The sequence below is a fragment of the Fibrobacter sp. UWH4 genome (assembly GCF_900142475.1).
GTDB lineage: Bacteria > Fibrobacterota > Fibrobacteria > Fibrobacterales > Fibrobacteraceae > Fibrobacter.
The window spans coordinates 385,483-404,726 of sequence record NZ_FRAY01000001.1 but is presented as its reverse complement, the minus strand read 5'-3'; the positions used below and the strand labels follow the sequence as shown (position 1 = coordinate 404,726).

The following is a 19,244-nucleotide window of genomic DNA, read 5'->3' as shown; positions in this document are numbered from 1 at the left end:
GAAGATTATTCTTCCGTATCCTGAACGCACCTTAAGTGGCAGCCACTCACCTTCGTCGTTTCCCGTCTAGAAATATACGACGAGCTGTACGTCACGGAGTAGCCGACAAATGAGGATGCCCCCACCTGGTGCATCGTGCAGAACACTTCTCCGAGATTCCCGTAATCATAAGAGCTGTAAGTATATCCCGCAGGAACGGCGGTAAAGCCCAAGGCATTGTTCGGGAGCACAGCATCTTCGTCGTAAGGCCAGCCGGTTTCGGATTTAATCATGGATGCCGAATTGTTCGCGGCCGAAATCAAGCTTTTCCATTCCGTTGAATCCGGCACGTGCCAGCCAGAAGGACAGACGCCCTGAACCGGTTTCTTGACAAGAGAATCCGCATATTTCTGCGTATTGTAGGTACTGGCGATCCCCATCAGGGCTGCCCACTTATAGGTACGGCCACCGATTTCGCAATTATTCGGATCGTCGCGCCAGCAAGAAGAACCGCCTGCCTTCAAAGTAGTCGTCGCCACTGTATCCGCATACCTCAGGTTTTCAGCCATCCAGGTTTTTCCGCCAATGACAACCGTCTTGTAGGAATTGCTATCGCGAGCATCCAGCAAAGTTCCATAAGTCACGCCTTTCTTGAAGCGGTCCACCTTGGCGCTAGAGTAAAGCGAATCAAAGACCCAGTCTTCGCCGTTGCACCTATAGGTATAACCTTCCAGCAATTCCGTATCCCCGGTGTGGCTCTTATTGCAAAGGCGCAACATACAGACTTCCATATCGGTCGCAAGACGCCAGGAACCATCATGGACAAAGTAAACGGCGCCGCCTTCGCCATTGAAGTTGCAGATTGCAGGCAGATCCCTGTAGCGATTGCTCTTGTAGGAATAATCACCCGGCCTGAAGATTCCGTCTTCGGCGCTTCCCCATCCGAGCGTATCGATCATTTCGGACGGAGCGGCTTCCCAGGATTCCCACGATCCATCGCAATAATAATAGTAGTTGGAGCTGTAACCAAGAACATGGTTGCTGTCATAGGCGAGCATTCCGTTATTTTCGGCGGAGCACTTGCCGAGCACCGATTCTTCGTCAGTCTTATAAGAAGACGAACTTTCATCATCGTCATCGTACGAGGAACTGCTAGAATTCATCGAAGACGACGACTCAAGCCAGTGGCGATATTCGACCCAGCGTTTCTCGGAGCAAATCACGTCTTCGCCAATTCCGCTCACATAGACAATCGCACCGGCAATGGACGGCACGCACGTAGGCAAGGCCTTCATCGTCGAAACCGAGGTCGGGACCTCGCTCAGGGCCTCTTCCTGCCAGCTGTACCCATCGCACACCAGGTTGATCTGGAGCGAACGGACATAAACGACGGAATCTTCCCTGGAGTAGTTGCAAGACGGCAAGCTCGAGTAGTTAAACACCGTATCGGCAACGATGTTCTTGGATTCAGAAGACGTATCCTTTGCAACTAGATCAATATCTTCCCAGTAACCGTCCGAGCAAATTTTTGCAGACTCGATATCGGTCAGATAGGCAATTTTACCGTCGTTGGAATAGTTGCAAGAGACACTCTTGGTCAATTCCGAATAGTTCGAGAAAATATAATCCACGTCGGCTGTATTCGAACCGCTGCCGCTGCTACCGCCACAGGCGACGAGCATTGACAGGGAAACCGCAGAAAAAGCAAGTAAAAGAACCTTATTATTCATCATTTCCCCCATTAATTATTTTCCGTTTCGCCAGAATCGTCAGTATCTATAGGATCATCCGGCTCCGGCTGCGATGAGGCGGCATCCTGAAGGCAACGGATAAAGCACGGATATTCCTTGTCGCGACTTCCGGAATAAAGCTGATTGGAACTATAAGAAAGGCTAAAATAGCGGAACTCATCGTAATCGGTCTGGTAAGTCGAGCAGAACAGAATCTGACTGTTCACACCGCTCGTAGAATTGGTACCCATCGGTGCGGCACTGAAACCAGTCGTATTGGTCGCGGCATTGATGGAATCCGCATAGAACAACCAGGCACCAGTCGTCTTGAGCGTATGGGCGTTTCCTTTACCCACGGTTGCAATCAAGGTGTTCCATTCCGTCGTATCGGGAATATGCCAACCTTCCGGGCAAAGCCCCCTGTGATTGGAACTTTTCAGCAACGTCGTATCCGCACGGGAATTATTATACTTCGACAAGAGGCCCATCGCAGCAGCCCATCGATAGAACCTTCCGCCCACAGCACAGTTGTCGGAATCGTCGTCATAGCAGAAGCTGGCGCCATCCTGCAGCACGACATCCTCCAGGGAATCCGCATAGTTCAGGTTCTCGGCCATCCACACCTGCGTCCCGATTTTCACAGTCTTATAGACCTGACCGTCTCGGGCATCTGTCAGCGAACCGTAATCGACATCAGACGCAAAGAAGGAGCTTTTGTCCATGCCGTAGACATTTTCCTGCCGCCAGGCAGTGTCGCTGCACACATACGTTCTTCCATTCCAAACAATAGATTCACCACCGGTCATCGCCGTGCAAGCCTTGCCGTAGCAAAGTTCATCTCTCTTAGCGACACGCCAACCCCTGTCATAGACATAAACCTGGTAAGTGTAAGAATCTTCTTCCGTTACGCACTCTTCCGAAACAGGATTAAAAATAAACGTGCTCCACATACCTTCCCTGAAGGCGCCATCGGTCGTATCGGACCACCCATGGGTATTCATGTCATAGGTATCCGCAGAAATCCAAAGACCGGAGCGGCAGATATAGTAGTCTGTCCCGGATACGCGAATTTCATCCAGGGAATCCATCGCAACGGCGCCGTTGTTTGCCATGGTGCAAGGACCGAGAATTTCATCACGGGTCATGACATGGGAACTAGAGGACTGCGCCCTACGACTGCTGGAAGACTCTTCGGAATAGGACTCGTTGTCATCGCTCGATTCAACATCTCCACTCGACGAGGACTTCGGCTTATACTCGACCCATTCGTAGTCCTCGCAAAGCATATAGGAGTTCAACGAAGCCACAAAGACCAGCCAGCCGTCATAGCTGTAAGTGCAGGAAATCAACTTCGAAAGAGACGGAATGGTATCGTCCGCGGCCACATAGATGTTCAACTTGCCCGCACTTGTATCGGTATCGGGAGGGGTAAACTCAGACCAGAAACCGTTGAGACAGGTCACGTACATCTTTTCCGAAGCGACATAGACAGAATCGCCTTCATTTTCATCGGAGCAGTCTCCTAGATTATCGGCGTTCTTCACTTCTTTGTAGCGATTGTCGTCATTATTCGACGAGGAACTGTCCGAAGAGCCACAAGCTGCAAGTAGCGCAACGAACAAAGACAATAAAATAATTAAGCCTTGCTTTTGGGGCATATTTTAACTCCTAGCCTAAGTTTTTAGACAAAATATAAGAAAATTATGACTTTCCTACAAGAATTTCGGCAATAATGCTTTCGCTTTCGGGGATGTCGCAAAGTTTCCGCAAATCATCGTGGAAAAAGAAGCGTTCACTACGGGACGATTTCCGAATCATCCGTGAAGACAGATGCAAAGACTGCACCATATACCCTGCATTAAGGTTCATATAGCGGTAAGCCCGTTCACCGAGTAAATTGCAGGACTCGTTCAGGTCCGCCGTCAAGATGAGCGCAAACGCCGTATTTTCCGCCTCTTCCGGAGCCGCATGGCACTTGGCGAACTTTTTCTCGTTAACCGCACCCGACTGCATGTAGATGGACTTGCGCACCGGGATATAACGGTAGACTCCCGGATAGACGAACATCACGTCGAAGGCGATCACCCACATTTTCAGAAGTCCCGCACCGAAAAGATGAATCTGCCCCACCTCCAGCCATCGCAAAAGCCCAGAAAAATCGTCCAGGTCGAGTCCCACTTTCTTGAACGGTCTAAAGGTCTGCGGCACCGCCTCCAAGTCAGAAAGCCGTTCTAGGTACTGCGACACATCGTATTTGGCGGGAGTCAGCGGAAATTCATCACCGGGGAGAGCCTGCGCCGAAAGCCTGCGAATGCGAATGCATTTTGAAAGGTCGACGATACTTTCGACGCGATTCTGCAACATAAAAACCGACGGATAACGGGAAAGCGTCTCGTCACCGGCGGTTTCAATTTCGCTACGGTTGGAATACGCCGTTTCGCCGACACCTTCATCTACGGAATTGAAAGCCGTTTCGCTATACTCCGGAAAAACCGCCAAAGCCGCGAGCGGAACCTCCGCTGCGGACAAATTAAGGACTACCGCGATTTCGTCATCGACAAACCCACCCAGGGCAAAGACCTTCGCACCTTTGGACTTGGCATGCAAAAGGACGCTTGCGGCACACGCCCCCACATCCTGCATCACCTGGGCATACGAGGCCTCGCGAAACCGCCATACGGATCGTTCCAGATGCCCCGTAAAAATGTAGAGCAACGGAGCGTCTTCTGCGACATCGCTATCCGGAAACGCGGACACAATCCGCTTGATATCTTCCTTGCCACCCATGCGGGCCAACTGTCCCACCACATCGGGAGCATCGCTTTTTCCCGAAGCATCGTAGGCATAGACTCCATCCGGAATAGAACGGTCACGCACCACGACAAAGGTTCCAACCGGATTCAGGTTATCACCCGAAACATAGCCGAAAGAAGGAACTTCACCTCGATGAACATCGATCCGGTTACATCCAGTATAACGAACATCAGCCCCTTTCTGCAACTCCCATTGCAAATCCGGTAACTTTGCCTTACGGGCAAGCTTTATGGATTCATGGTATTTTTCAGAAAAGAAGCGCACGGGCAAAAGATAGTAAATAGTGACGTTGCCCTCGCGCAAGAAACAGTTGATACACCAGCACGAAAACAGGCCTTTTAAAAGGACCATATTACTGATTTCAAGAATAAATTTATGAAAAAAGGTAAAAAGACAGGCTTTTGCTACACCAAGGCGCCGGCATCAAGGTTACCCGTGTATACGCAAATCGTGCCCCGAAGCTTGTTTTATTACTCGTTCCAATATAGCTTTAAGATGCATAAACCCTAGTGAGGTCACGATGAATTTCAAAACCAAGACCAGTCTCACCCTATCTGCGGCAGCGCTCCTTGTTCTGAGTGCCTGCGGAAGCGATTCCTCCAGCAGCAAGCCTAACGCACCGGAAGAGCTGCCCCCGGTTCCGGCAGACTCAACAAATGTCACAGACTCGACACAGACACCTGTGCCAGCTGACACTGCGACAACCACTCCCGCCGACACGGCATCCACCCCGGCAGACACCGCTGTCACTCCTGTAGACTCCGTCGCCGAACCCACAAGCAAGATTGTCATGCCGCCTGAAGCCACGGACATCGTAGCCGCAGTCACCATTCCCAAGGAAGAAGGCAAGGGTCTCCTGATCGATGACTTCGAAGACGGCGACAACATGTCCCTGCAGGGAGAATTCTACTGGTACGACTATAACGACAACAACGGCGGCGCAGATGGCGACGGTGCTTCCGAAATCAAGAGTCCCGTCGGCGCAGACGGATTCCCGGTAGCAAGAAAATCCGACAACGGCACCAACTACGCTTGGGCCGTCTACTACGCACTTGACAAGGGCGAATACAAGTATGATCCTTATGTCGGCTGGGGCGTGACCCTGGATACCGAAGTGGATTACACTAAATACGGTGGACTTACTTACTGGTACAAGGGTGGAGCTCATACCGTTCGCGTCGAAACCTCCGACGTAACCAATTACGATGTCCACATGATGACCATGAAGGCAGCCCGCACCTGGACCAAGGCGGTTATCCGCTTCAAGGATCTCGCCCAGGAAGGTTGGGGCGGTGTAGAAGTCGATTTCGACCCGGCCCACATCACCAACATCAGTTTCCAGGCCAAGGGAAACAAGAAGGTGGATTCCCTGCTTATCGATAACGTCTACCTGCAGGACACGAGCGAAGTTGAAAAGGATACGGCTGACATGGAAATCAAGGATCCTGTCATTCCTGAAGTCACCATTGGTAACATAGCCATTACCAACCCGCTCCAGGCCAAGGCAATGAAGTACCTGAACAAGGGTATCAACATTACCAACTGGCTCGAAGAAGACGGAACCGTATTCAAGGGAGAATTCAAGTTTGACGAGGACGACATAAAACTGATGGCCGAAAACGGCGTCAAGTCCCTGCGTCTGCCCATCGACCTTGACCTGTACGCCACCAACCGCGACGCCTTCGTTGCAGACACTGCCGATACGACCACCCTCTCCTACGACGACAAGAACCTGTTCGAAGTCCTCGACGCCTTTGAAGAATGGACCGCCAAGTATGGGATGTCCTTCGTTATTGACTACCACGAATACGACAACGGCTACAACACCAAGACCGCCATCAACGCCAAGTATACCAAGATGATGGCCGAAGTGTGGAAGCACGTTGCTGCCCACTACGCAGAAAATGCACGCGAAGACATCTTCTTTGAGCTGCTGAACGAACCCGACATGAAAAACGGCAAGGTCAGCACCACCAACTGGCGCAAGGCTGCACAGGAAATCATCGACTCCATCCGCACGGTCGACAAGAAACATTCTATTATCTTCGGCGATGTCGAATGGTATTCCATCAAGAAACTCGCAGCAGGCAAGCCGTTGAACGACGACAACGTCATCTACGCCATCCACACCTACGAGCCCTTCGTATTCACGCACCAGTACGCCAACTGGACAGACCTCAAGAAGGTCAAGAACCTGATGTTCCCCTACGACAAGGAAAGATGGTCCGAATACAGCGCCGACTTTGGTGTCACCAAAGAGCTCCCCAAGTGGTACAAGGACGACATTTTCAACTACTATAAAGTTGGCAACAAGGAATACATCCTCAACCTGATCCTACCCGCCAAGGAATGGGCCGTCGAAAACAATGTCCCGGTCATCATCAACGAATTCGGCGCCTACAACCTGAAAACAGACAAGCAGTCCGTGCTGAACTACATGACCGCCATGAGGGAAATCAGCGATACACTTGAAATTCCTCTCACCCATTGGGGCTACACCGGCGGATTCGCACTCTTCGAATCGACCAACGGCGTCAAGGGAACAAAGCTAATCGAAGGCATGGACGAAGCGTTCGGTCTTGGTAAGTAAAAAAATTCTAGAACTCCCATAATAATCCAAGGTCGCCCCATCGCGGGCGACCTTTTTTGCGGTTTCGCTGCGTATTTTGTATATTGTAGTCACTTATGCGTGCCTATATTTCGAGCCTTGTATTTTTTTGTATTGGCGTAGCTTTCGCCAATGGTTTTTACGGCAATAATAGCGATATCCATTGGAAAACAGCCGCCACAGACCATTTCAACTTTATCTATCCTGTTGAATATTCGAGCCACGCCGCCAAAGTCTCCGCATACGCCGAAGCCGTCTATGATTCCGTTGTCAACCGTTACCACCATGACTTACCTGGCCGCGTAAACGCAACCCTCAACAACGCCCTCTATAGCAACGGCAACGCCATTCCCGCCGAGAATTCGATCAACCTATGGCTAACGAACTGGGATTTCAAGGTGCGCAGCAGCCACGGTTGGCTTTCGGACGTGGTTACCCACGAGTTCAGCCACCTAGTCAGCATCGAAAACGCAAGCAAGTTTCCTCCTAACCTGTACGGTTTCCAAGTCAGCTACACGGACTACTATAACGAACGCACCACACAAGATTTCGCGACAATGATTCCCTTCACGTTGCAACCGCTCTGGTTTGCCGAAGGAACTGCCCAGTACGAATCGAGCCGCATGGGTTTTGATGCCTGGGATTCCCACCGCGACATGTTGCTCCGCGTGGCGGCACTGAACGATTCCTTGCTCACGCTCCCCTACATGCACGACTTCACGGACAACTCGCTATTTGCAGAACTCGGCCCCTACACGCAGGGTTTTTCGCTCGTACGCTACATCAGCCAAAAGTACGGCGAAGATGCCGTCCCCAAAATCTGGCACGAGTTGTCAAAATACCACCGCATGACACTTGACGGAGCCATTCAGAAAGTCCTCGGCATCGATGAGCAGGAACTCTACGACAAGTGGAAAGAAGATATCACTGAACAGTACAAGGCTCAACGCGACAGCCTTGGAACGCTTGTCGAGGGAACCAAGTTGACCGAAGACGCCTTCTGGCAGGACTTTCCTGTAGTCGCAGGGAACCACCTCTACGGGGTCTCGAACTTTGGCGGAGCGTGGTTCGACGGAAGCATTTTCAAAATGGAAATAGGTGAGACGAAAGACGAGAAACGAGAAACGAGTGATTCCGCAACAGTCAAGGATTCTGCAGAAGTCATTGACGGTGTCGAAATCGGAGACATTGAAATAGAAAACGAAAGCGAGACCATCGATATTTCCGATTACGCCAAACACGGCTTCAAGCTCAAGAAAGCGTGGCTCGACAAGGGTATCGACGTATACGAAGATAGCGTTCAGGGGCCCATACTCGCCTACGTCAACTACCTGAACCGCGACAAGGACGGACACGCCCATTTTGACATCGCCGTCAGCGACACCAACAAAAATATCGTTTCAGTCACCTACCTCGCGGACGCCGTCTACCCCGCCATCGACAAGCAAGGAACCACCATCGTCTTTGCCATGCGTGAATCCTACAGCACCCGGTTCAAGCTAGCCAAGGTTCCGTACCCGAAGGATCTGAACGACTACACCGCCGAAGACCCTGTGGACATCTTCGTTCCCGACGCGAAATTCGATTACTACAACATTTACAGTCCCAAGTTCAGCCCCGACGGCAAGCGCATCGCCTTTGGCTTCTTTGACAACGTGACACGCGGCATTGCCGTGATTGACAGCGACGGAAAGAACTTCAAGATCGTCTCTACCGAAGGTTTTGACGAACGCGATGTGAACTGGCTTGACAATGACAAGATTGTCTTCGCGAGCAACAGGAACGGCATCTTCAACCTTATCGAGAAAACTCTTTCGACCGGAGCCGAACGCCCGCTCACCAACGTTGTCGGCGGCGCATTCACCCCGACCCTCGCGGGCGACACGCTCTACTTTACCGAATATGACAAGGACGGTTTTTCGCTTTACAAGATGAGCTACAGTACACCTCCGCTCATCGACGACACGACCGTCACCGTAACCGAACGCGATAGCCTCATTCAGCTGGCCGACACCACGTGGCAATGTTCCGACAGCATCATACCGGCCGATTCAACTCAAGGCGAGAACTTCAAGGCGGACACCTCATTGCAAGCCGAAGCTTCTGTCGTGGACTCCACTACAAGCTGCAACAAGATTCCCGCAGTCACCCTCCGCGATAGCATCATCAAGATTACGGACACCACACGCACCGTTACGCAGAAGCCCGCCCCTGCAAGCATTTCGCTTCACGGGACGCTCCCCGCACGAATCATAAAGCAACTTGAACTGAATGATGTCGAATTCGCCGGAGTCGAAAAGGACTACAAGCCCATCCCGAACATCCCGCTATTCGTCCCGATGCTCGTATTCCGCGAGAACGCCCCCGACCTCACGGTGTTCGGCGAAGGCAAGCTCAAGGCCAAGGCGGGACTTGCCGCGATCATTTCCGACGCCCTCAAGAAAAACACCGTTCAGATCGGATTCCTTCTGGAACTTGGTAACGGATTCAACTACATCAACGGTGACGGCCTCAACCCGAAACAGGAAAAAGAATTCTTCGTCTCGTGGGAAAACAGGAGCACTCCGCTTGACCTCTCCCTCAGCTACACCTACGCCAACTACACCAGCCAGGACACCGTCCGCAACGAAGACGTCCGTGCCAAGGGAGACAGCCTCCACACGAGCCATTACGCCATTCCGATGCAAGCCATCGTCGCTGGTATTGGATACAGTATCTTCAAGAGCATCGACACACTCCAGATAGCCGTGGGCTATGACTGGGCGAATTTCAACCTCTACGAAGACAAGTTAGACTGGACCTACCAGAAACGCATCAGCGCCCTCGTTTCGTTCGGCCTCTACGCCGACCATGCCGAAGGCTCCGAAATCTCCGGCCAGGGAAACGGGCTGAACATCTACTACCAGTACACGAATTCCGACCTGTTCCGTCCCGGAACATTCGCCGAAAGCTTCGTCATCAGCCCGAGCGGAAAAATCACCCCGAAGTACAGGAATTTCATCGTCAACGAGCTAGGGCTCAACCTCTACGGAAGCGTGCAGAGCCCGCTTACAGGCGCGCGCCTCGCCGCTGGAGGCAAGCTCGGCGGAGTCTTCAACTGGAGTACCGACACTCGCCAGGATTCCACCGACCACGACACGCTGGACTCCTACTACTACAGTCCGATTTTCCTAGAAGGTTACCCGTACCTGCGCAGTTCCGAGAACTACACGCTCGCAGGAATGCGCACCGCCATCGCGGAACTCCACTACCTTTTCCCCGTTTACGACGATTGGCGCAAGGGCGCCTGGATATTCGTGACGCGCAGTTTCTACATCGACCTATTCGCACAAATAGGTGCCGCCTGGAATGGCGACAAATGGTTTGACACCGACAAGTTTACCGACCACCGTTTCTGGGACCGTTCCGTGGGACTTTCGTTCCGTATCAGCAACCGGATTTTCTACGGGACACCGTTCGACATTTCATTCACGCTCGCCCGCGGCCTAGACCGCATCGGCGAAGACGAAGACCTGCACGGTGGCAAAAAACTCACGCCTATTGACCTTCCTATAATTCCCGAGAGCATCGCGCCCACGAGAATCAAATTCGCCATTGGAATGGGGTTTGTTAACTCATGGCAGTAAGGCAACGAGTTAACCGCTACATCTTAAATAATTTCAAAATCCGAAATCAGAAATCCGAATTCTGAATTCACTACAGTTCGCCGTATTTCTTGCGGGGCTTGACCTCGCCAGGGAGCAACTGCCCCGGACTGGTCCGCTGAGCATCCTTTCCGGTAAAATTAGGATTGAACTGTTTGACCTGCGCCTTTTTCTGCTCGGCCTGCAGGTCCATCATGTGGCGTTCCCACTCCTGCATCGCCTGGTCCAATTCCGCGCGAGCATTGAGCATCAGCTCCTTGAGTTGCATCAGTTCAAGCATCTTGTCGCGTTTCATGATCCACAGCTCTTCTTCCTCGGGCATACGCTCGATATTGAAGAGCAAGTTCATGTAATCTTCTTCGGCATTGCGATAAGCCTTTTCCATTTCCTTGTATACTAGGTAACGGTCATCGACCATCGTCTGCTGCGGCGACGGATGCGAGGTGCAGCCCACAAGAAATAGGAGGAAGTAGGCGGTAGACAGAAGGATGTATACGGAAAGGCTCGGTTTCATAATTATTATTCGTTTTCTTCCGGCTTCTTGATCGTGTACAGCCTTTCAAGCGTAATCTGGCTCTTGAAGGTCGCCGTATCCTTCGTGTCGGGATTCACCATCGTATGCGTACCGACCTTGACTTCGCGTTCCTGACAAGGGACGCCGGTCGTCGGGTCGATCATAACCTCGAACTGGGTCTGGTATTCCGCCTTGAGCCCCTTGTTATACTTCTTGAACTTTTCAGGAACGATGTTGCTATTCACGTGCTGTTCCCAGATGTAATACGGGAAGCTTTCCTTTTCCTGCAAGTAAACGACATAGTCCAGGCAGCGGCGGTGATCGCGATTTTCAAATCCCTTCACCACTACGGAATCCACCTGGATCAGGGCAAAATTCAGGCGCCCCTGGTTCTTGAGCATCTGCGTAATGTTACCCTTGGTCGGCACCGAGCCAAGCAACATGTGGTCCATTTCCCAGCGGTGTTTTTCAAGGCGCTTCAAGTGCGGTTTGTATTCAGGATTGAGAAGCTGCTTTCGCCAGACCTCGGGCATGGGAATCCTCGCCAAAAGCGAATCATAACCGTCATCGAGACCTTCGACACTTTTTACCTCACGGTCCACCGCGGCCATATCCACGGATTTCACGCGCCAAGCAAGTTCCGACGGCATAAAGTTCTTGAGATAGCCACGGGACTTGTCCATCACGTAATCGCGATGGACCTTGAGCGTATCACCCACATTGGAGTAGGTCAGGTTCGCGTATGCAGCCGTCACCGTCCCCATTTTTTCGTCACCCTTCAAGTCTATTGTCGAAAAATACCCTTCTGCATAGAGTTCTACGACAACAGGTGCGTCCACCTTATACTGGACATCGACTCTAGACTCACCGCAACCGCCAAGGAGAAGGGCCGCTGCGACCGCACATAACACTTTTTTCATGAGTTACCGATTCTTGGTCAATAAAATTTGCTTCGACAAGAGAACTTTTCCGTCACCACTCACTTCGATGACGACGGGACCAGGTTCCTTTTTACGGCACAGCTCGCGAGCCGTCATCAATCCACCGTGGCGGGACTTGCCTTGCAGCGTATAGACGCCCATCTTTTCGCTCACGGCCACTTCGTGGTTCCAGATTTCGGATCCCTTATTTGCGAGGGTCCCTTCGTAGAAGGCCGTTTTAAGCTTGGCAAAATCAAAATTCTTACCGTAGCGGAACTGCACGATCAGCTGATCCTTCATTTCGAATTCGCTGGCCGTATCCGCCACCACTTCGAGGTTCGGGTTCCATTCCCTACCGCACACAATGGCGGTTTTCTCGACATTACACCCTGTAAGCAGGGCAACGAAAACAAACAATACCAATGTCACCTTTTTCATAGCGACCTCCGTCAAACTTTTCTATGAATAAACTAGCAAATTTGGAAATTTCCGGCTAACGCGAAAGCACGAACATCATTTCCAAATGAGGCGTTTGCGGATAAAAGGCAAAACCTTCTGCCCTTTTCAGCGCAAAACCGGCATCCCTGAACTTTGCAAAGTCCCTCGCCAAGGTCACCGGGTCACAGGAAACATAAATCAGTCTGTTAACAGAACTTTTCACAATGGCATCCAAGGCGCTCGGAGGAAGGCCTGTCCGAGGAGGATCCACGATCAAGGAGGCAGGCACGTCGACGACATTTTCGGCAAGCCAATCTTCGGCCGGAGCAGAAACATTCTCTGCAGACAAATTCACATTTGCGTGTTTGAGACACCCTTCGTCACGTTCCACCGTCGTAATCTTTTTGAAGCGATCTTTCAAGATGGTAGCAAAGAAGCCCACTCCACTAAAGAGGTCGATTAGCCAGGCATCACTCGCTTCGCCATTGGCAAGCCCCTCATCCACAGCATTCTGTACCGCATTCACGAGCTCCGGCAATAGCTGAAGATTGCTCTGGAAAAAGACAGAAGCATCGGACTGGATTCTCTTTCCCGCCATTTCAACGATACTTACCGCCTTCTTTTCGAAATCAGAAGCAGGCATTCCCTTGTAATAATAGCTGACCTTGCCGTTTCCGTTATCGAACAGATTTACATCCAGTTCAAAGGGCTTTTTACGATTGACTGGCTGGGAACGGACAAATTCTTCGTAAATTTTTGAAGCATTCGACTTCAAGAAATCATTCAAGGCAGGCGTCAATACGGGACAGTTCTCAAACGAGACAATGCCGTTGCTTTTTTGCATACGGAAACCGTAGCGCACCTTTCCCTCTTTTGAGGTTGCGATGACTACTCGGGCACGATTCCTATAGCCCCACGCAGGCCCCGTATGAATTACGAAATTCTCCGGAAGCGCGACATGGGCCAACCGTTTGAAGTTTTCCCGTTCCACCCGTTCCGAATACAGAGCCTGCTTATCGCTTTCCAAGTGCTGCAAGCTACATCCGCCGCATTTTCCGTAAAGGGGGCATTTCGGCTGCGCGCGATCGGGACTTTTCTCGACGACCTTCACCACCCGACCCCGCGTAAAATCCTTCTTGTTTTGCAAAAGTTCAACCGTGCAAAGTTCACCGGGCAATGCCCCCTGCACAAAGCACACGCGGCCATCGGGAAGGCGCGCCATTCCCTCGCCCCCCTGCACCAACTTTTCTATACGCAAATCAAGAATCATCAAAATAAATATAGCTAAATCCACAAAATATAATCAACTTTTTCTTCGAAAACAAACATGCCCGCCATTTTGCAAACTGATGCTAGCAAAATGGACGTAAAATCTTTTTTCTCTTGTTTGTAAAAAAGGGGTTTTCTAATTATAGGCGGCACCCACTAAACACCTATGAAACACCCCTATCGAATTCACACCTTCGCTCGCCGATTCGGCAAAAAAATTATCACATTCTGCGGTTCCACCCTTCAGAACACTCCGCTGCCGTACACGCTCCATACCGAAATAGAACTTCTGGACGTTCCCATCAAGGAAATCTACAGGATTATCACTATCGACTGGCAAATTTACCATGTCGACCCCCTGGACCTTTCCAAATGCTATAACGAGAACCTGCTCGACCTGCTCCATTCCGGATGCGACCTAACAGGAAAATGGACCGACCATACAAACATCGGCTCCACCGACATCATTACCTGCGAATTTCGCCGCCTAAATCCCGATGCCAACATACGACTTATTTTGCGAAGCCAAAACAAGAAAGTTGCGAGGCTCTTCATTACCCTATGGGATACGACCTTGCCAAAAGTGGATTCAGCCCTTTCAGACATTCTTGAGATATTACGCCCCTTCGCCAAAGACAATAGCACGCCTACATTTTCCGTTTCTATCGGAGAAGCCTATAGCGCAAGCCCCATCACGGTCGCTCACAAGATTTTCCACGAACTCGTCATCCGCGAAACGCCTCCCATACGCATTCCCAAATATATGTCTAGCGGCCCCGACGACACCTGGAAAGTAAGACTCTGCTCACGCCGAGAGGACTCCACCCGCAAGGTTATCAAGGAGACCATCAAAACCGAAAGAGGGACGTTCAACATCCAACGGTACGCCACCGAAAAAGAACAGCGTAAGGGAGCCAAAAAAGCCAAGCGAGAAAAACTCGTCGATAAGGTGGCCCGGCAAGACAAAGCCATTGACCTACTGCAGAAAGAGCTGCAAACCGTCCAAAAAGCCTACACTGCTCTTTTGAATACAAACGAAACCGCTACCCGAAAGCGTGACCGCGAAATCGAGAACCTCCAGCAGAAAATCGAAAAATTAAAGCAATCCAAAGATTTCGCCATCGAAAAGAAAAACGAAGAAATCGACGAAATTCAAAAGATTGCCGAACAGATGCTGGAGCACAACAATCAGGAAAAGATCTCGCTCGAAAACGACAACAAGAACTTCGGGCAGCGCCTGCAAAATGCCGACTGGCAAATTCAGAACCTTCAGGCTCAGGTACAGTCGCTCCGTCAACGGCAGGACCGTTTCGGCATATTCTCGCTTCCTGAAAAAGAAACAGAAAAATTTGCAGGTGAATTCGAAATCGCTCTGATGAGCGCCCTCCATTTCGCCATGGAAAACGGCCCCGTCAAGGCAAATTCCTGTAAACTAAGGTCTCAGGATATATGGCAGGCTTTTATTTCGGCAAATTCCGATGCGGAACAACGCTACAAGACCTATAAGCAAGATGTTTCTCAATTACTCAATGCAAGTCGAAAGAATAACTTTCTCCGAAATACCGACATTTTGTGCAAATTCGGAATCAAGTGCGACCATCACACAAATAACCACATTAAGATAAGATTTAACGACGACGATCCCCGTTATTCAAGTACGCACGGATCCACACCCAGTGACAATATCTGCGGAGCAAAAAATTTCGCCGAGGACCTCAAAAATGCATTCTTTTATTATTAGAGGAGTAGTTTTCAGGTGTAACCACTTTCTACTAACAGCCCCCTACCTATCCCCAAATAAAAGGTTTAAATTTAAAACAAAAACAAAAGGATGGTCGTATGGGACTCAAGAAAATCCACTCCGCATTAGCCTCGGCACTGGCCGTAACGGCATTCACCGCTACAGGCTTATTTGCAGCCACTGCTTACCAAAACCAAGTGGGCTACCTCACCAAAGGTCAAAAGCAAATGGCTGTCATCGGAGCCGAAGACAAGGAAATTTCCTTCAAGGATTCCGATGGTAAAGAAGTCCTCAAGGTAACGGCACCTAAGGCAGAAACCTGGCTTCCCGCCGGCGATACCGCCGCTTCGCTCGTCGATTTTTCTGAAATCCAGACGGCAGGCACCTACCAGGCTTTCATCGGAGACGAAAAGATCGGTCACCCCATCATCATCGCCGATGACGCCCTTGAAGATGCTGCAAAGGCTTCACTCAAGTTCTTCTACTTCCAGCGCGCCTCCATCGAACTCACCGAAGAATATGCCGGCATCTACGCCCGTGCCGCAGGTCACCCTGATACGGCCGTAAAATACCATTCTTCCACGGGAATTGAAAATTCCGACTCCACTTTCAACGGCGCCAAGGGTTGGTATGACGCCGGTGATTATGGAAAATATATCGTCAATTCCGGCATTTCGACCTATACCCTGCTCCAGCTTTACCAGCAGAACAAGGAATACTTCGATAAGCTCAACTTGAACATTCCCGAAAGCAAGAATACCGTCCCCGATATCTTGGACGAAATTCGTTGGAACCTGGAATGGATGCTCACCATGCAGGACCCTACTGACGGCGGTGTATTCCACAAGCTGACCACCCTGAAGTTCAGCGGAACGGTTATGCCCGAAAAGGATGTCGCTGCACGATATGCCATCGGTAAGTCCGTTACGGCATCCTGGAACCTTGCCGCGGTCGCCGCTCTCGCCGCAGAAATCTATTCCCCCTACGACGAAGAGTTCGCAATAAAGTGCGCGACCGCCGCCTCCAAGGCCAGATGGTGGGCCATGCATAATGAAGCTGCCTACTTTGAGCAGCCCGCCGGAGTCAACACGGGAACCTATATCGACGGTTATCCGATCGATGAAGAAATCTGGGCAAATGCAGAACTTTACAGAATTTCCAAGAATCCCGTTTTCACCGAAGTTTTCACAAAATACCCCTTCAAGAAGTTCCGTTGGAAACTGCAAAGCTGGCAGACCACCTACGCCCTGGCCGCCTTCACCATCGCAACGAATCCCGAAATTTTCGACATGGACATTCTGGATTCCGCCAGGGCATGCATTTTCACCCTCGCCGACAGTATCGTCTTGTCTTTGGAAAATAACGGCTACGGAGTTCCGCTTCTGGAAAATGACTTCAACTGGGGTTCCAATAGTTTCGCCGCCAACAAGGGCATGATCTTGATCCACGCCTACATTCTTTCCAAAGAAGAAAAGTACCTGAACGCCGCTACGGCCATTATTGACTACATCCTGGGACGCAACCCGCTCGATATTTCCTATCTCACCGGTTACGGCGTCAACTCGGCCAAGAATCCGCACCACCGCCCAAGCCAGGCAGACGGAATCGACGAACCTGTCCCCGGCATGCTCGTTGGTGGTCCAAACTACACGGCCAACGACTGCGCAAAGAAATTTGTCCAAATGGATGCTGTCGCCAAATCTTACTACGACAACAGCTGTAGCTACGCCACCAACGAAGTGGCTATCAACTGGAATGCACCCTTTGCCTATGTCATCGGCAGCCTGCAGGCAATTTACACCACCGGCAAGACCTACGATATCACGACCGTTCCGGCCAAGTTCCTGGAAGTCGAAGGAATCAAGGCTACAAGAAACCTCCAAAAGCAGGTTTCCGCCGGGAGCAAGCTTGTCATCCGTAACGGCGCAGTCCAGGTCCAGAAGACAAACCGCGAAGGAAAGGTTCAGTATTTCAACATCGGCGGCAAGCGTATCCGCTAATCGTTAAAGTAACTCCTAAAACACTCCCTCCTAAACACTCAATGCAGCCCCTGGTTTCAGGGGCTGTATTGTCATCTCAAAATTTCAGGAATCCCTACAGCAAAGCGACAACCGTGTTCCGCAACGCAGATTCGTCGCTAGAATTGTCAATAAATTTAACCGGAGTATTCGGGAATAACCTACGCCAAAATTCTTCGGAATCCCGCGGGCGCTGCAATTCAATGCGACGGCGAGCATCTTCTTCGCTGAATCCACGATTTTCAATCAAACGCTTCAGGCGAACCTCTTCAGATGCCGTTACAACCCAGATAGCCTCGAGTTTTTTGACCAATTCGGGAACATTTTCAAACAAGGCCGCTTCAACAAAGGCGGGATTCGCTCGGAGCAGGAACCTTGTCAATACCGGATACACAAGCGATTCAAGTTTCGCCCTCGCAGAAGGATCCTTAAAAATCAAGTCAGCCATTCGGCTACGGCAGATTCCCTTTTCGGTAAGCATGTCCGCTCCAAAAGCATCGGCAATAGCCGTGCGCAATCCGGCATCGTCACGATAGAGATGATGCACGGCCACATCCGCATCTATGACGCGAATTTTGCGGTCTCGCAGAAGTCGACCTACAAGAGACTTTCCCGCACCTATGGATCCCGTAATACCGATCATCTATTTTCCTAAAGCAATCAGGCAGATACCCAGAATCACGCCGAGCAGGGCGACAAATTTCATCTTGCTCTTGCGCTCCTTGAAAAGTAGTAAACCCGCAAAGAACGAAATCAGCACGCTGGAGCGGCGGAACACCGTAATAATCGAAATCAAGGCATCCTGGTCGCTCACCGCCACGAAATAGCATCGATCCGCCACAATCAGGAGGATAGCGACCAGAAGCATGGTCCAACGGAACTGAAACGGAGTCGTCTTGTGCCGCGTCGGGAACCATGTCACGGCGCAAATCACGAACTGCCAGAGGGCCATATAAATGCTGAACCACACCTGTACCGTAAGCGGGTCAAAATTCATGCGCTGCAGGATAAACTTGTCGTACACGCCGCTGCATGCCGCAAGAATGGTCCCCAGCACCATGCAAATCACCCAACCGTTGCTGAAAAAATGCCCCATTTCTTTACGGCCGGCAAGGCTGAGTCCCACATAGGAGCAAATGCAGATGGCGACACCTATCCACTGGAGCGCAAACGGACGTTCCCCCATAAAGGTTACCGCGATAAAAATCGTAAATACGGGAGCAAGCGCTCGAATCGTGGTCGCGATACTCAAGGGAAGGTGCGCCAGGGCGTTGTAGGTCAAAATCCAGCTGCCCCCCACAATGGCTGCCTTGCCGAACAGGTAGACATGGCTCTGCAGAGGCAGACTTTCGCAATGCCCCGTCAGCAAAAGCGGGCTCATGAAAAGAGCATAAAAGGCGCTACAGAAAAAAAGAGTCACGCGGACGGCGTTGTCCTGCACCGATTTTTTCTTGGCGAGGTCATAACAACCCAAGAAAAATGCTGATAAAAGGGCTAGAATAAACCACGACATAACAACTCAAATTTAGAAAACCCTCTTGCCAAAGCGATATTTTAAACATATTTTTA

13 protein-coding genes are annotated in these 19,244 nt (G+C 50.9%); 4 read left to right on the top strand and 9 right to left on the bottom strand.

Annotated elements, in window-relative coordinates; genetic code table 11:
- Positions 1–5 precede the first annotated feature (5 nt).
- The 3 genes from BUA93_RS01615 to BUA93_RS01605 all read right to left on the bottom strand — a co-directional run bounded on the left by BUA93_RS01615 (position 6) and on the right by BUA93_RS01605 (position 4,787).
- Positions 6–1,712 (bottom strand): FISUMP domain-containing protein, encoded by a 1,707-nt coding sequence (locus BUA93_RS01615; RefSeq protein WP_175547352.1) that lies wholly within the window; start codon positions 1,710–1,712, stop codon positions 6–8.
- An 8-nt stretch (positions 1,713–1,720) separates the two neighbouring features.
- Entirely contained in the window at positions 1,721–3,331 is a 1,611-nt protein-coding gene (locus BUA93_RS16490; RefSeq protein WP_072976854.1) for an FISUMP domain-containing protein, read from the bottom strand.
- A gap of 79 nt (positions 3,332–3,410) precedes the next feature.
- On the bottom strand, positions 3,411–4,787 hold the full coding sequence (locus BUA93_RS01605) for a nitroreductase family protein (RefSeq protein ID WP_072977243.1): 1,377 nt from the start codon (positions 4,785–4,787) through the stop codon (positions 3,411–3,413).
- 256 nt (positions 4,788–5,043) lie between these two features.
- Here BUA93_RS01605 and BUA93_RS01600 point away from each other — a divergent pair, with 256 nt between their 5' ends.
- On the top strand, positions 5,044–7,113 hold the full coding sequence (locus tag BUA93_RS01600) for a cellulase family glycosylhydrolase (RefSeq protein ID WP_072976852.1): 2,070 nt from the start codon (positions 5,044–5,046) through the stop codon (positions 7,111–7,113).
- 95 nt (positions 7,114–7,208) lie between these two features.
- Entirely contained in the window at positions 7,209–10,757 is a 3,549-nt protein-coding gene (locus BUA93_RS01595; protein ID WP_072976850.1) for a PD40 domain-containing protein, read from the top strand.
- A gap of 70 nt (positions 10,758–10,827) precedes the next feature.
- Here the strand turns inward: BUA93_RS01595 and BUA93_RS01590 are convergent, their stop codons facing one another.
- Genes BUA93_RS01590 through BUA93_RS01575 form a run of 4 tightly spaced genes read right to left on the bottom strand, consistent with a single transcriptional unit; the run spans position 10,828 to position 13,917 of the window.
- A complete protein-coding gene (locus BUA93_RS01590; protein WP_072976848.1) occupies positions 10,828–11,289 on the bottom strand; it encodes a hypothetical protein in 462 nt (153 codons plus the stop codon).
- Between the two features lie 5 nt (positions 11,290–11,294).
- Positions 11,295–12,209 (bottom strand): hypothetical protein, encoded by a 915-nt coding sequence (locus BUA93_RS01585; protein WP_072976846.1) that lies wholly within the window; start codon positions 12,207–12,209, stop codon positions 11,295–11,297.
- A 3-nt stretch (positions 12,210–12,212) separates the two neighbouring features.
- Positions 12,213–12,647, bottom strand: a complete 435-nt coding sequence (locus tag BUA93_RS01580) for a lipoprotein (RefSeq protein ID WP_072976844.1) — start codon at positions 12,645–12,647, stop codon at positions 12,213–12,215.
- Positions 12,648–12,702: 55 nt separating this feature from the next.
- Positions 12,703–13,917 (bottom strand): class I SAM-dependent RNA methyltransferase, encoded by a 1,215-nt coding sequence (locus tag BUA93_RS01575; RefSeq protein ID WP_083597095.1) that lies wholly within the window; start codon positions 13,915–13,917, stop codon positions 12,703–12,705.
- Between the two features lie 165 nt (positions 13,918–14,082).
- Between BUA93_RS01575 and BUA93_RS01570 the strand changes: the two genes are divergently transcribed.
- Entirely contained in the window at positions 14,083–15,657 is a 1,575-nt protein-coding gene (locus BUA93_RS01570) for an OmpH family outer membrane protein (RefSeq protein ID WP_072976841.1), read from the top strand.
- Positions 15,658–15,755: 98 nt separating this feature from the next.
- Positions 15,756–17,657: a glycoside hydrolase family 9 protein gene (locus BUA93_RS01565; protein WP_072976840.1), complete on the top strand. Its 1,902-nt coding sequence runs from the start codon at positions 15,756–15,758 to the stop codon at positions 17,655–17,657.
- 94 nt (positions 17,658–17,751) lie between these two features.
- Here the strand turns inward: BUA93_RS01565 and coaE are convergent, their stop codons facing one another.
- Together coaE and BUA93_RS01555 are read right to left on the bottom strand one after the other, a co-directional pair.
- Positions 17,752–18,318: a dephospho-CoA kinase gene (coaE, locus tag BUA93_RS01560; protein WP_072976839.1), complete on the bottom strand. Its 567-nt coding sequence runs from the start codon at positions 18,316–18,318 to the stop codon at positions 17,752–17,754.
- On the bottom strand, positions 18,319–19,188 hold the full coding sequence (locus BUA93_RS01555) for a DMT family transporter (RefSeq protein ID WP_072976838.1): 870 nt from the start codon (positions 19,186–19,188) through the stop codon (positions 18,319–18,321).
- Positions 19,189–19,244 lie beyond the last annotated feature (56 nt).